This is a genomic window from Chryseomicrobium sp. FSL W7-1435 (genome assembly GCF_038595005.1).
Taxonomy (GTDB): domain Bacteria; phylum Bacillota; class Bacilli; order Bacillales_A; family Planococcaceae; genus Chryseomicrobium.
This window is the reverse complement of record NZ_CP151997.1, coordinates 262,248-276,001: the sequence shown is the minus strand read 5'-3', so window position 1 is coordinate 276,001 and position 13,754 is coordinate 262,248. Positions and strand designations below refer to the sequence as shown.

At 41.2% G+C, this 13,754-nt stretch carries 17 protein-coding genes and 1 riboswitch; of the genes, 7 read left to right on the top strand and 10 right to left on the bottom strand.

Annotated features, from left to right (window positions below):
* The first annotated feature begins 218 nt into the window (after positions 1 to 218).
* A riboswitch (PreQ1 riboswitch) is annotated at positions 219 to 265 on the top strand.
* A 153-nt stretch (positions 266 to 418) separates the two neighbouring features.
* The 3 genes from queD to queC all read left to right on the top strand — a co-directional run bounded on the left by queD (position 419) and on the right by queC (position 2,327).
* The gene (gene queD / locus MKY84_RS01535) at positions 419 to 889 is read left to right on the top strand and encodes a 6-carboxytetrahydropterin synthase QueD (RefSeq protein WP_342527311.1); all 471 of its coding nucleotides are present in this window, start codon (positions 419 to 421) and stop codon (positions 887 to 889) included.
* Complete coding sequence (gene queE / locus MKY84_RS01530) at positions 882 to 1,610, top strand: 7-carboxy-7-deazaguanine synthase QueE (RefSeq protein WP_342528835.1); 729 nt, start codon at positions 882 to 884, stop codon at positions 1,608 to 1,610. Before queD ends, queE begins: the two co-directional genes overlap by 8 nt.
* Before the next feature lie 63 nt (positions 1,611 to 1,673).
* Entirely contained in the window at positions 1,674 to 2,327 is a 654-nt protein-coding gene (gene queC, locus MKY84_RS01525; RefSeq protein WP_342527308.1) for a 7-cyano-7-deazaguanine synthase QueC, read from the top strand.
* 122 nt (positions 2,328 to 2,449) lie between these two features.
* On the opposite strand, the gene MKY84_RS01520 is transcribed toward queC, so the two are convergent.
* Positions 2,450 to 3,514, bottom strand: coding sequence for a P1 family peptidase (locus MKY84_RS01520; RefSeq protein WP_342527307.1), 1,065 nt, complete (start codon positions 3,512 to 3,514; stop codon positions 2,450 to 2,452).
* A 197-nt stretch (positions 3,515 to 3,711) separates the two neighbouring features.
* Here MKY84_RS01520 and MKY84_RS01515 point away from each other — a divergent pair, with 197 nt between their 5' ends.
* Positions 3,712 to 4,431: a VCBS repeat-containing protein gene (locus MKY84_RS01515; RefSeq protein ID WP_342527306.1), complete on the top strand. Its 720-nt coding sequence runs from the start codon at positions 3,712 to 3,714 to the stop codon at positions 4,429 to 4,431.
* Positions 4,432 to 4,519: 88 nt separating this feature from the next.
* Here MKY84_RS01515 and MKY84_RS01510 read toward each other — a convergent pair whose 3' ends face one another.
* The 7 genes from MKY84_RS01510 to MKY84_RS01480 form a co-directional block, all read right to left on the bottom strand.
* Entirely contained in the window at positions 4,520 to 5,512 is a 993-nt protein-coding gene (locus tag MKY84_RS01510) for an LLM class flavin-dependent oxidoreductase (RefSeq protein WP_342528834.1), read from the bottom strand.
* 10 nt (positions 5,513 to 5,522) lie between these two features.
* Entirely contained in the window at positions 5,523 to 5,822 is a 300-nt protein-coding gene (locus tag MKY84_RS01505; protein ID WP_342527304.1) for a DUF3219 family protein, read from the bottom strand.
* Between the two features lie 279 nt (positions 5,823 to 6,101).
* Positions 6,102 to 7,052, bottom strand: a complete 951-nt coding sequence (locus MKY84_RS01500) for an alpha-L-glutamate ligase (RefSeq protein ID WP_342527303.1) — start codon at positions 7,050 to 7,052, stop codon at positions 6,102 to 6,104.
* 20 nt (positions 7,053 to 7,072) lie between these two features.
* Positions 7,073 to 8,119, bottom strand: a complete 1,047-nt coding sequence (locus MKY84_RS01495; RefSeq protein WP_342527301.1) for an LLM class flavin-dependent oxidoreductase — start codon at positions 8,117 to 8,119, stop codon at positions 7,073 to 7,075.
* 210 nt (positions 8,120 to 8,329) lie between these two features.
* Positions 8,330 to 8,494, bottom strand: a complete 165-nt coding sequence (locus tag MKY84_RS01490) for a hypothetical protein (RefSeq protein ID WP_342527299.1) — start codon at positions 8,492 to 8,494, stop codon at positions 8,330 to 8,332.
* Between the two features lie 174 nt (positions 8,495 to 8,668).
* A complete protein-coding gene (locus MKY84_RS01485) occupies positions 8,669 to 8,989 on the bottom strand; it encodes a heme oxygenase (protein ID WP_342527298.1) in 321 nt (106 codons plus the stop codon).
* A 38-nt stretch (positions 8,990 to 9,027) separates the two neighbouring features.
* The gene (locus MKY84_RS01480) at positions 9,028 to 9,645 is read right to left on the bottom strand and encodes an NAD(P)-binding oxidoreductase (RefSeq protein WP_342527297.1); all 618 of its coding nucleotides are present in this window, start codon (positions 9,643 to 9,645) and stop codon (positions 9,028 to 9,030) included.
* Between the two features lie 269 nt (positions 9,646 to 9,914).
* Between MKY84_RS01480 and MKY84_RS01475 the strand changes: the two genes are divergently transcribed.
* The 3 genes from MKY84_RS01475 (at position 9,915) to MKY84_RS01465 (ending at position 12,313) form a co-directional block, all read left to right on the top strand.
* Positions 9,915 to 10,232 (top strand): histidine kinase, encoded by a 318-nt coding sequence (locus tag MKY84_RS01475; RefSeq protein ID WP_342527295.1) that lies wholly within the window; start codon positions 9,915 to 9,917, stop codon positions 10,230 to 10,232.
* Positions 10,233 to 10,450: 218 nt separating this feature from the next.
* Positions 10,451 to 11,053 carry a VanZ family protein gene (locus MKY84_RS01470; protein WP_342527292.1) on the top strand — a complete coding sequence of 201 codons (603 nt, stop codon included), beginning with the start codon at positions 10,451 to 10,453 and terminating at the stop codon, positions 11,051 to 11,053.
* Between the two features lie 330 nt (positions 11,054 to 11,383).
* Positions 11,384 to 12,313: a C40 family peptidase gene (locus MKY84_RS01465; RefSeq protein ID WP_342527290.1), complete on the top strand. Its 930-nt coding sequence runs from the start codon at positions 11,384 to 11,386 to the stop codon at positions 12,311 to 12,313.
* Between the two features lie 39 nt (positions 12,314 to 12,352).
* Here MKY84_RS01465 and MKY84_RS01460 read toward each other — a convergent pair whose 3' ends face one another.
* The gene (locus MKY84_RS01460; RefSeq protein WP_342527289.1) at positions 12,353 to 13,183 is read right to left on the bottom strand and encodes a hypothetical protein; all 831 of its coding nucleotides are present in this window, start codon (positions 13,181 to 13,183) and stop codon (positions 12,353 to 12,355) included.
* Positions 13,173 to 13,697 (bottom strand): RNA polymerase sigma factor, encoded by a 525-nt coding sequence (locus MKY84_RS01455; RefSeq protein ID WP_342527288.1) that lies wholly within the window; start codon positions 13,695 to 13,697, stop codon positions 13,173 to 13,175. The genes MKY84_RS01460 and MKY84_RS01455 overlap by 11 nt, the downstream gene beginning before the upstream one ends.
* Positions 13,698 to 13,754 lie beyond the last annotated feature (57 nt).

Sequence of the window (13,754 nt, the reverse complement as noted above, 5' to 3'; positions counted from 1 at the left end):
TTGCTCTATATAGTTATAGAATTGCAATGCAAACTCAGAATCATTGGGTACACTGTTACCTTAGAATAAAACGCTTAATTTAACAGTAATCGATTATGAATCTAGAGGATCAAAAAATTCTAGTAAATAGCAAAGTAAGCGCGGTTTCATTGGAATTACATTTGATATCTACTGGAAACTACTATATGATAATCTTATACAATAACGCCCGTAATAAAACGGGAGAGGTTCATAGCTACTACCCTCTATAAAAAACTATGGAAACATGACTATTCGCCATGTCCATATAGGACGTGGCTTTTTTTATGTTTTCTTCCTATGTTTTAATAGAACGAATCATAGCGCCTCTCTTGGAAAGTGTCGGAAACATTTTACGAGGGAGTTTTTTATATTTATAAGCTGAAGGAGATTTTAACATATGCCTGAATTTAGAATTGTCGATAAGCTACAAAAAATCGATGTGGATATTAAAAGTAGTCAATTGAAGTATCATGCAAAGCGTGTACTTGTCAGTAAAGAGTTTACGTTTGACGCCGCCCATCATTTACATAACTATGAGGGAAAGTGTAAAAATCTACATGGACATACGTATCGTGCGATTTTAGGCATAAGCGGTTATACGGACGATCGAGGATTGATGATTGATTTTGGAGAAATTAAGGAAATGTGGAAGCAAATCGAAACGTATTTGGACCATCATTATATCAATGAAACGCTACCACCAATGAATACAACAGCTGAAAATATTGTTGTGTGGATTTATGAAAAATTACATGAAGCTTTGCAAAAGGAGCAACGGTATGATGGCGCACGTGTAGAGTTTGTTAAGCTATATGAAACGCCTACGAGCTATGCTGAAGCAAGAAGGGAATGGATGGAAGTTGAGTAAAGTTCCTGTAATGGAGATTTTCGGTCCTACAGTGCAAGGCGAGGGCATGGTAATAGGTCAGAAGACAATGTTTGTACGCACAGCTGGATGTGATTATGCCTGTTCTTGGTGTGATTCGTCATTTACATGGGACGGTAGCGGCAAGCATTTAATCGTGCAAATGACGGCGGAGGATATTTGGACAGAGTTAAAACGTGTTGGTGGAAATAGGTTTTCATTTGTCACAATTTCAGGAGGGAATCCAGCACTTCTTTCCAACCTAGGTGCACTGATTGCAATTTTAAAACAAAATAATATAAAAATTAGTGTAGAGACACAAGGAAGTAAGTGGCAGGATTGGCTATATGACATCGATGAATTGACAATTTCTCCAAAGCCACCTAGCTCTAATATGATCACAAATTTTTCGATGCTGTCTACTATTATAGAGAAGTTGAAAATTCGAAATGGTAATCAGCACATGTCCCTAAAAATCGTTATCTTTAATCAAAAGGATTATGAGTATGCCAAAGATGTACATCAACGATACCCAGACATCCCACTTTATTTACAAGTCGGAAATGATGATATTACCTCATCAGACACTGGACAATTAGCAAATCATCTATTGGCAAAGTATGAAATGCTCATTGATCAAGTGATGATGGATGAACAATTAAACGATGTTAAAGTACTGCCACAGCTGCATACCCTCATCTGGGGAAATAAAAGAGGGGTGTAATTCTGGGCTGTAAAACGATAGACAATTCAATAAACTTTGCTTGCAAAAAGAGGAGAAAACATAATGAAACATGATAAGGCCGTTGTTGTATTTAGTGGCGGGCAAGATAGTACAACGTGTTTGTTTTGGGCTTTAAAAAACTTTAAAGAGGTAGAAGCCGTAACTTTTGATTATGGACAACGCCATGCACTCGAAATTGAATGTGCTAAACAAATTGCCCAGGAGTTGAACGTACGACATCATATTTTAAATATGTCGCTCTTGAATCAGTTGGCACCGAATGCGTTAACGCGAGACGATATCGAAATAAAAGAAGGGGAGGAAGGCGAGCTCCCATCTACGTTTGTACCAGGTCGTAATTTAGTTTTTTTATCCTTCGCAGGGATTTTAGCAAGCCAAATTGGCGCGAAGCATATTGTAACAGGTGTGTGTGAAACCGATTTTAGTGGCTATCCAGATTGTCGCGATGCCTTTGTAAAATCATTGAATGTCACATTAAATTTGTCGATGGATACCTCATTTGTTATACATACGCCACTCATGTGGATCGATAAAGCAGAAACATGGGCTTTAGCAGATCAGCTAGGTGCGTTTGACTTTGTGCGTCAAAAAACATTGACATGTTATAACGGAATAATTGCGGATGGATGTGGGGAGTGCCCAGCATGTAAGCTTCGTCTGCAAGGAATGGAAGCTTATGTACAATCGTTAAAATAGGAGTATTTTAGCGAGCAGGATACCCTCAGTCATCTTAGGCAAGTCTAAATGGAGGTCGATGTCTCTCAATGCCATTGATTATCGACCTCCTTCTGGCTATCAACTTTTGCAATGAGTAGCATTCATTTAAGCTGAATACCAAACTTTTGTATTAAATCTTTAAATGCTGGCCTTTCATTCCCATCTCGTCCAATCACTGCTTCTGCCGTTACTAATGAATTTAATACTGCTTCTTCTGTCGCTTCTCCCACAGCTCTAAAAGCCACATCCATATCTTCTTCATGAATTTGAGGGATTGCCAAACAATGTTCTGGTTTTTCATGCGGAATCTTGGTGGCTGTAGAGAATCCTATGACGATCTCGCCACTTCCATTTGTAATGATTGAACCCGTTCTAGATAAGCCTGTAATAGACCTTTTTAGTATGCGATTTAATTGTCTCTCAGACACTGGCAGGTCGGTTGCAACGATAATCATGATGGACCCTTTATCCTCTTCTTTATAAGATGCACGAATGGCTTCCTTCAATTCTTGACCAACAGCTTTACCCTTCACCAACAAATCGCTTAAGATTCCGAAATTAGACAACACCAAAACCCCGAGTGTGTAGTTTCCAAACTGCAGATTTAGTAGTCGAGAAGCAGAACCAATTCCTCCTTTTAGTGAATAACAAAGCATTCCAGTCCCTGCACCGACTGTTCCTTCTTCGAATTCAGACGAAGTATTTTCAAGTGCTTGACGGACATGTTCCGGCTTCACAAATTTTGCCCTTATATCATTTAAAAACATGTCATTGCATTCACCGACTATGGGATTCACGGTTCCCGTGGTACGTCCAATTTCAGGATTTTTTTCTAGCATGTAATCAATTAATGTATCTGCAGCTAACCCGACACTCAATGTGTTCGTTAATAGAATAGGTGACTCTAAAGTACCTAATTCACTCATTTGAATCGTACCCATCGTTTTTCCAAAACCGTTAATCACATGACTGGAAGCAATTAGTTTTTCTTTAAAGATATTGCCCTGATGCGGCAAAATGGCTGTAACACCTGTTTGCATAGTGTTATCGCTTAGCGTCACATGTCCAACTGTTACGCCTTCTACATCGGTAATCGCGTTATAAGGACCGGTTTCTAATCGACCAATCTCTACTCCGTAATCTCGTATTCTTTTTTGATTAAACATTTCATCGCCCTTTCGCTTTTTACTATCCCTTCCCTTAATTATACAACTTCTTTTTATTTACACTAAAAGGTAACTGTACGTTGTGCTATTCAGCTTTATAGAATTGTTCCGAATTAAGTAGATATAAGCTAGGGGAGCGGAGCATACATCTATAGAACGCAGAGAAAGAGTGTAGATTGTATGCAAAGGAGAAGGATATGTCTAATTATTACGCTGGGATGCACATCAATACTCCGAATGTGGTTTCGTTTGCACGTGGGGATGTAACGGGAGATAGAGTGCCTGATAATGTTTATTTGACCGGAGTCATGACGCCAGATAGTCCATTTATTCAAAATATCACCTTACTCGTGCAAGATGGAAGGTCTGGCGCGGTAACCAGGGTTCCACTTGGTGAAAATGCAGGCTACAATCCTACTCTGTTCCTGGGGGATTTTACGGGGAATGGTGTAGATGATATTCTCATAAGCATTGCCACAGGTGGCAGTGGGGGAATTATGTATCACTATATCTATTCATTTGTGGACAATGAACCGAAGTTGATTTTTGATTTTGATGCTTATAATGAGCAGTACCAGTATGAAGTTTCGTATCAAGATCATTACAAAGTGAAGGTCGTTAGCCTGATCAATAATGAAACGTACATTATTGACATCTCAGCAAGAGGCAGCGAATATTTAGATGAAATCTATGATGAAAATGGGAAATTGAAGAGTCCGATTACTGGATTTGTAAATCCGCTTAGTGGATTATATCCTGTAGATTTTGATTACAATCAACAGTTTGAACTGTTGGCCTATCAGAGAATTGCAGGGCGATACAATGCGGATTCTTTAGGGTATGTCTTGAATACTTTAGCATGGTCGGGTAATAGATTTGGTTTGCAAAATCAGTATGTTGCTATCTTTGGGAGTTAGAATATCAGAGGGAGTTAGGGAGAGCATTAAAATGTAATCAGCTAAATAGAAAACAACCAGTTAACTTCCAATTAACTGGTTGTTTTTATTACAAGAGTTCTTTAGCAATCAATTTATACGACTGTAAGCGATCCCTATAGTCATGAGTGATAGTAAGGATCATGAATTCATTAGTGTGGTAGATGGATTGTAACTGTTCAAGCTGCTCCCGTACCTCTTGTGGATTGCCGATAATCATTTTGCGCCGCATCTCTTCAATTTCTTGTTGATCTCCACTTGTATATGGATAGCGTTCGGCTTCTTCTAGTGAAGGGATTCCAACGCTACCTTCCCCTTTTGCCATCTTTAATTTCCAGAGAAAACCACTCTTTGCCAAGCGTTCAGCTTTTTCGGTAGTTTCTGCACAAATGGCAGACACGGCTATAATCGATTCCGGTTTTTGGGATAAACCAGGTTGAAAATTTTCTTCGTAGGTTTTAAGGGTTTCTGGCCCTTCTTTATCACTCATAAAATGACCGAATGCATAGGCGCTTCCATTCTCTGCAGCAAGCTGGGCACTTTTACTACTTGTCCCGAGAAGCCATGGTTTAGGAGAAATTTCCGGAAGCGGTGCTGCAGATACTTTTGAATACATATGTTCTTCCGGAAAATCATCTTTGAGGAAATGCAAAAGTTCTTTAAAGGATTCCGGCAATTTATAAACATTTTGCAAATAATTATCCGAGAGAGCCATCGTCACTTCAGCTGATCCGCCCGGAGCCCTTCCGATTCCTAAATCAATTCTGCCCGGAAACAGAGTCGCTAGCATATTATAGACTTCCGCAACCTTGTACGGTTTATAATGCGGAAGCAATACCGCCCCTGCTCCGATACGGATTGTTTTAGTGTGCGCCCCAATATAGCCCAGCATCACTTCCGGCGCAGAACAGGACAGTCCGGAAAAATCGTGATGCTCGGCAATCCAATACCGCGTGTACCCGAACTGTTCACCACTTTTTGCGAGCTCCATGGAAGCCTGCAAAGCTGTAGCTGGTGTTTTGCCAGCGGATACAGGTGATTGATCCAGGATGCTTAATTTCAGTCGATTTTCTCTATCCAATTTCAATCAGCTCCAGGCTGAATAGTGATGAAGAATTTTCATTCGTGAAATCAGTCCGTGAAGTAGAGTAATTGTTGATGGTTCCTCTGAAGCTCAAATCGAGTTCAGGGACCAATACATCAAATGTATTTTTGTATAAATGGACCGTAACGTCGTGGTACTCATTCCCGCCTCTTACTTCAAAATCAAACCTAATCGTCTTTGCTTCTTTTCCGGAACTGCTTGTGATGACTCCTTGTTCAAAACCAGTTACCTTCAAAGAAAAATCGTCCATAATCACTTCATTTACCATTCCGGATCCTCCTCAATATTTACCTAAGTTTGTCCATATTAACACTCACTAAAAACGTTTAACAAACTTTCTGCTTTGTTTAGTTAGGAGTACACTAAAAGGAGGGGAGAAGGAGACAGCTGAAAAATTTTGTGAACGAGATGAATAAAAGTAAGCGATATTATTCAACTAACGGGCAGTTTAGTGCAACAAGAACATACAAAAAAAGGCATGGAGACATATGTCTCTAAGCCTTTTTCTCTATTGTGAATCCGCTGGGGGTGTCGGGCCAAAGAATTTCTATCTTATTCCATCATATTGTTTATTGAGTTCTTCTTTAAGAACTTTTGCAAGTGTTAACATGTTGTATTTGCCTGCAACTTTTTCGGCGTCTGCGTTGTAGTTGGTGTTAGTGTTGACGTCGTACGTATAGATTTCACCGTCTTCGCTGTAGATGAATTCGATTCCTGCTACTTTGATTTGGTTTTGTTTTAAGAAGGCTTCGTATTTTTCAATAATCGGCTCTTTGAAACCTTGGATAATCTGGAACTTTGGTGAAGATGTCGGTTGTTCGCCTACAGGGCAGAACAAGTCGTCAATTTGGCAAGCGTCTGCTGGGCATAGTTCGAAGCCTTCGGAAGTGTCGACTTTAACTGCGTACTGAAAATCACCGTTGATGAATTCGCAACGAGTGATGAAAGGTTCAGGTGCTTTGATATATTTCTGAATCAGTGTGACTCCGTCTACCGGCTCGTCGAATGTTGGTCCATCGACGTAGCCCCGTAATCCATCGATAGAATTGAATAGCTGGACTCCAAGGCCTTTCCCTGCACGATTATGCTTGGTGATAAAAGAGCTTTCACCGAGTTTTTCAGCTGCTTTGATGATCTGTTCCTTACCTACCGCTGCGATGGTATCCGGTGTTTTAATGCCCGCAGCGTTCAATGCCGTATATTGAAGCACTTTGCTGAGTTCAAGTCTAAGGGCATTGCTGCCATTAAAGATGGTACGACCATGGTGCTCAAGCCATGCAAGTACCGAGGAAGTAAGTTCCGGTGCGTAACGATGGCCGCGTGTATGCGAAGAAGCACTCATACGGTTGTAAAAAATGCCTTCAGGCGGCGCTTCCGTGAGGTCCACTAAACCTTGGTCAAGATGCCATTCTTCGTAGGGTACCTGAAGCTCTTCAAGTCTACTGGTCAAATGGTTAGTCCATTCGCTGTTTTCATGGATGATGTAAACTTTGCTCATGTTTAGGGTCCTCCTTTTGATTAGATAACTCGGGCTCTCTTGCTTTCAACGAGTGGCATGACTTTTTCTGCAAAGCGTTCCATCTCCTCGAGTTGCGGGGAGAATTGGAGCAGTAATAGATCAAGCCCGGATTCTTCGTATGCAATTATCTGATTGGCAATCTGTTCAGGAGTGCCAATTAAGTTCGGTCTCAGCCCACGGTTGGAAACCGAGTAGTCGTAGAGTTTAACTTGCTGTTCAAGTTGTGATTTACTCGTGAAGTCATTATAACCGGCATATCCACTGTTTTCCTTCACATCTGTGATGCGTTCAAGCTCGGCTAGAGCCTCTTCTTCCGTATCGCGGCAGATGACATAGGCTGCCATACCGAAAGATTTGAATGGTTCTTTTCCAGCCAGGTTACGAAGAGATTTCATGCCGTCAACTTTGGCTTTGATTTCCTCGACCGTTCCGCCATGCATGACGTAAGCATCGCATCCTGCAACGATGGTTTCTTTCCCTCGAGGGCTTTCACCGCCTGCATACAGAATTGGGTTCGGTTTTTGGACCGGTTTCGGGTGCAAGTGTGCATTTTCAATAGTGTAGAATTTACCCTTAAAAGAGAAGACTTCTTTCGTCCAAAGTCCTTTTATGACTTCCAGGAATTCTTCTGTACGGTCGTACCGCTCGTCGTGTTCCGTGAAGACTCCTCCGTATTGGTTGGCTTCTTCTTGCCACCACGCAGAAACGACATTCAGAGTGAAACGTCCGTTGCTGATTTGATCGATGTTTGCGGCCATTTTTGCTGTTACTGCCGGGTTGTGGAAGCCAGGTCGGACAGCGGCCATAATTTCAATTCTATCTGTAACGGCTGCAAGCGCAGCTGCTGTAGACCATGCTTCCAAAGAGTCGGATTCGGGCCCTTTAATGTCATTCAGGTAAAGCTCGGCGATGAGTGTGGTATCAAAGCCAAGTCTTTCTCCTGCTTGAATTACTTGTTTTGCGTAGTCAAAAGTGGGAGGCATATTCTCATCTTCGACATTGCGAAGCCATCCTCCAAATATAGGAAGCCAAAATCCATACCGCATCGTTATTCAACCCCTTTAAAAAGTTATTATAATTTAATGAAAATTCTATCCCTTGAACAATATTAATCATATTGGTTAACTAGGTTATAAGTCAATATTTTAATATTCACTCAATGATCTGTATTGAAAGATTAGGTCAGTCAGCTACCTATAAGTACCTCGGCATCCTCAAAATACTCAGCTAATAATTGTGAGAATTGATGAAGTAACCTACTCAAAAACATAACGAGCGACTTGTTCATCGTTAATTACAAGACCCTCTACTTCTTGGAACCCTAGTTTTTCGTATATATGCTTTGCTTTTTCATTCAGAGGTTCATAGGAGAGCGTGATGGATGTATGACGATTTTCTTTTCTGTTTTTAATATCTTCCATTATTATTTCTTTCGCGATTACTAAATGAGGAAACCCAGCTAATGGAACGTTATATTAATTCATCTTCATATAACTAATAGATGCTTTGCATTCACTTGCAGACACATTTTAAAAGAGCCCAATTCTTTTACGAATGTGGACTCTTTTGTATGGTGTATTTAGAGTATCTACCAGTTACTTCTCAGCTTCCAAAGTAGAAGCCACTTCCGAGACAATGATCTCGCTTCCTAGCATCGGCGATTCTTCTCCATCATTTCCTGGACGTGAATGAGATTCTTTGAAAGCGTCGCTGTTTCTCCATTCTGTGAAGCCTTTCATCGTCTCCCAGTACATATTGACGCTTACTTCATCATGCTCAGTGAGGTTTTGTGTAATCCATACCTCCACTTTTACAAAGCCGTTCATTTTTTGTAGTGCGCCTGGCTTTGTGAATCGCGGAGCCATTTTTTCAGCGAAGCCTTTTTTCATTTTGATTCGGTTTGTGACGATAATCATTTGTGAATTCCTCCTACGTGCAGATTTTATTGGGCTGTTTACGTAGCAATCCCAATAGATGCGTTTGTATAGCCTTCCTCACTCAACGCTTTCACAATAAAGTGCGCTACGTCGGCGCGAGGAATCGTTCTAGATTTGTCGGGCACACCTTCTACGGATTCTCTGTAAGTTCCCATGAACGCGTCATTTGTTAAGCCGAGCGGTCGAACGATTGTGTAGTTTAACCCATTTGCTTGAATGAAATCGACAGCATTGCGATGATCGGTCAAAGGATTTTTAAGAATCTGCATGATCAGTTTGCCGCTGACTCCCGGAAGCTCTTTATTAATTCCTGCAGAAGCCGTATACACAATTCGGTCGACGTTATGTTGTTTCATTCCAAGAACAATATTCTTTGCCATTTCTTCTAGCTCACCAGATTTTTTCGTGCCTTTGTTAGAACCTAAACACGACACGACGGCCTGGTGTCCTTCAATGGCAGCAGCGACCTCTTCCGGATTGAACGCATCTCCTTGAATGACTTGGAGTTTTTCATGCGTCACGTTTAGTTTGAAAGGGGTGCGAACGAACGCCGTAACGTCCATGCCTTTTTCTAAGGCTTGTTTCACGACATGCTGACCGACGCCGCCAGTAGCACCGAACACGATGAGTTTCATAACCCCACTCCTCGAATAGTAGTTATGTGCATCGTACCCCATTTCTACCCAGAAAGTCATTTGAGAGACTTAAACACTGAGACCGATTTGTATAGGTACCTGTGCACGGAACTATTCAACACAATTTGTATAAATAAACGGAGAGTGTTTAATCTACTGAGTTTGCTACGCATATTTATGAAATTGTAGTAAATAATTAGAGTTGTTTAGTACACAGGTACCTAAAAGGGGAATTCTTCCATTTAAAATAAATTATGAAGGAATAAACTATGAAAAAAATTATAGTATTTAACATCTTATTTTGCTTGGTAGTTATGCTAATAAGTAACATGTATTATGATTTTAAAGCTAAAGAAATTATTGTATATAACTATGTGGCAGAGCATTTAGAAAGAAAATATGAGCTTAGTAGAGAGAACTTGGACATGGATATTCAGTATCGGATAGGCCCAGGATTATATGAGGTGCTAGTTCTGGAATCTGAAACGAAAAAAGAATATTTTTTCGAAGTAGACATTTCAGAAGATTATTCACTGTTTTATTTTGAGGATCTAACATATCTTTACAACAGAAAAGATACGGACTGATTTGTGTTGGATAATGAATTTCTTAGAGTCAGAACTTATAAATAGATACCTCAGTGACTGCTAAGTATTTCTTCCGAGCCATAATTAAATTGTTTAAGAGTTCTCTAAGAAAACCTTAAGAATTTCCCTACTCATTTCTTCAGATTTGAATGAAATAATAAGTGTACTAGCTAAAGTGCAGGCACGATTTCGATCTGAAGAAAAGGAGTTGGGTAAGAATGATGACAGAAGATTCATGGTCGTATGTGACCACTATTGACGCATGGTATGTTTTGGGGCCACTGTTTGTCGTGTATTTAGTTTTAATGATGGGGAAGATAAAGAGACAGAATGAGAGTTTTAATGCGTTTCAATATATCACGTTGATTACTGTAGGCATCTATCTAGTATCGGTGGTGGCATTGACAACGTTCCCGATTGAAGTGAACTGGGGGATGTATAAGAATCAGACTTCCTGGCTTAGCCGAATTAACCCAATTCCGATACTGACAATAGATATAGCGACGTTTGTTTTGAATATCATTATGTTCATTCCATTCGGTGTATACCAATGGTTACTAGTGAAAAAGGACAAAATTTCGTGGGAGCCAGTTGTAATCAGTAGCTTGCTGTTCAGTCTCTCTATAGAAGTCCTGCAGTTACTTATGTATATCATCTTTAACAGTGCCAGAAGTGTAGATGTGAATGACTTGATTGCCAACACGCTCGGTGGTGTTCTCGGCTACTTGGCGATGAAATTCATTTCAAAGAATGTCTATTTCAAAGAATGGATCGACCAATTTAAAGTGTCCATGAAAAGTTTGATCACTGCTCAACATTAAGTTTTTTATTTCAATAGGTACCTGTGCACGAAACTATTCAACACAATTTGCATAAATGAATAGAGAGTGTTTATGCTACTGGTTTTACTACTCATAATTATGTAATTGTAGTAAATAAACAGAGTTGTTTGGTGCACAGGTACCTCGGAGGGAAATTCTCCCAATCGAAAATCAACGCAAATCCTAAGAATTTAGGGTTTGTGTTTTTTTCATATATGGATGACTTTATGAATTTGAAGAGGAATGTTTGCTTTATTTTTATTCAACCACATATAGTAGCATTAGCAGTGATTCGCTGAACTAGTATGAAGCTTAAAGGGAGGAATAGAAATGAATGTTTCATCAACCAAATGGGTGTGTTCCGTCTCAGTAGCGACAGTCTGGACCTCACCGGAATCACCACGAGAAATTGATCAGTTTGGATTCGACCAACCGGTCAAGATGGCGAAATGGATAGAAAAGTTGGGCTTTGAAGAATTGCTGGATTTGTGTGAAGGCAACCGAGTGCAAACGCAACTACTCTATGGAGACCCGGTACATATCGATGCGATTGAAGGGAACTGGGCGAAAGTCGTTTGCGAGTGGCAGTCTTCTAAAAAAGATCAACGTGGCTATCCTGGGTGGGTTCCGCTACATCAACTAACAGAAGTAGACTACAAAGATTCGCAAGAACTGGCACGTATAGCTGTAAACAAAGCGCAGCTTTGGACACTTGATAAAGAACCATTTCTAGTCGTGCCGTTCAATACGTTTCTTCCTGTTCGACTTTCCTCTGAAGAATTTACAACAGTGATTACACCTCATGGGGAGATGCTTGTCCGGAGTGAAGACATTGAAGTGGCGAGTTCTCGTGATGAGTTCACGAAACGAGATGGTGTAGCAGTGCTAAAAGAAGCCAGCCAGTTCCTGGATCTCCCGTATTTCTGGGGAGGCATGTCGAGCTACGGCTATGACTGCTCAGGGTTTAGTTCTAACATGCTGCGCGCATGTGGGTATTCGATTCCACGAGATGCAAGTGATCAAGCAGTATCTGGTATAGAGATAAACAGTGGAGACGAGACACAATGGCTTCCGGGAGATCTGTTGTTCTTCGCAAATGACGAAAGAAAAGGGAATGTGCGCCATGTCGGCATCTATTCTGGCAACGGTCAGATGATTCATTCCCCTTCAACCGGTCAGTCGATTGAATACTGCACGCTAGCTGGAACCAAGTTTGTGAAGGAACTATGCGCGGTGAGACGTTATGCGCGTGTAAATTAACAGTAAAAAGCCACCAGACGCCTGGTGGCTTTTGTTCGCTTATGGCGTGAATAAGTTGTCGATTATAGCGACTAATTTCCAATCACTAGTTGCATTATCTTGCTCAAACACCAGGTTCAAGCTTCGGTAATCAAGACCACTATATTGTTCCGTTCCTGCATGGTAAAACTCAACGATTTTCGCGTCCGGAAAAACGCTCTTTAAGTAGTTGGAAGGGTCGAGTTCTGTATTCGGTGCATCTACAAAGACTTCATCTGCTTCAAAAAAGCGCTCGACTTGAAGATATTCTTCAAAGTAACCAGCAGGCGTCAAGCGAATCTCCGTGTTTGCTTCCCCGTAGCCCCAAAGATACGTTTCGGAGTCGGAGAGAAGAACGGAGACCTCGTTTTGCTGGAATGTAACTGTCGAGTCTGATACAGAGTAATAAGGTGAGAACTGGATTCCTTTTTGCGAGTGAACGTTGCTCGCGAGTATCTCCATATCTCGGTTATTCAAAGCTTCCAGAATCTCGTGCGCTTGTTGTTCAAGTGCAGCAGGATCAAACGGTGTTTCTTCCGGTTGTTCTTCTGGCGCAGTACTTGGAACGAGGTCACCCGGTTGTTCGGCAGGAAGAACTGGCTCTTCCACTGCTGTATTCGATGGTGTGTTGAGCAGATTAATCGAAAGAATCGTCAGGATAAAAAGAGCAGCGATTGCAACGAGACTTGTACGCGCCTTAGACCAATTCGTACGGCTTCGCTTTGGTGGAGCAACAGGTTCTTCAAGTGCTTTCATAATATTTTGGTGAAGGCGGTGTTGAGTTTCTTCTGTCATGCGGTGCGCCGGGAATGTGTTCAGTTCGCTATCAGGTGTGATGTGATTATCGTTCATACAATTCCCTCCAGTTGGGTTCGGATCGTAACGCTTTAATGGCACGGTGGAAATTTGTGCGGACGGCGGTCTCTTTGCAGCCTAAGATTATGGCCGTTTCGCTGACCGAGAGTCCTTGGATTCCACGTAGTAGCAACACGTCTCGAAATTTCTTTTTTTGTTGGTTGATGACGTGATAAAGTGCCAGTTTGTCTTCGTTATCGAGTAAACGTTGTTCTGGCGAATCGTTTAAGGACTGATTGAAAGTCACGTCTTGCCAAGGTAGTGCGGTCAGGCTGACTTTTGTTTGTCGTTTTCGTGCGTGATCGATAGCGATATTGCGTGCAATACTCATCAGCCAGGTCTTAGGGCTCGATTGGTTACGATAAGTCGCCAAGCCTTTTCCGGCTTTAATGAATACATCCTGGACTAAATCTTCGACGTCGCGCGTGCCGGTGTAGTAGACAAGAAAGTTGTAGATGTCTTGATTATAGAGATAGAACCAGTCGGAGATGGTTTGTTGGTCGCTGTTCATGTAGCTTTGATCCTCCTTTGTGTATCGTTGCTAATTAGACGAGTTGTTTTCCTCGGT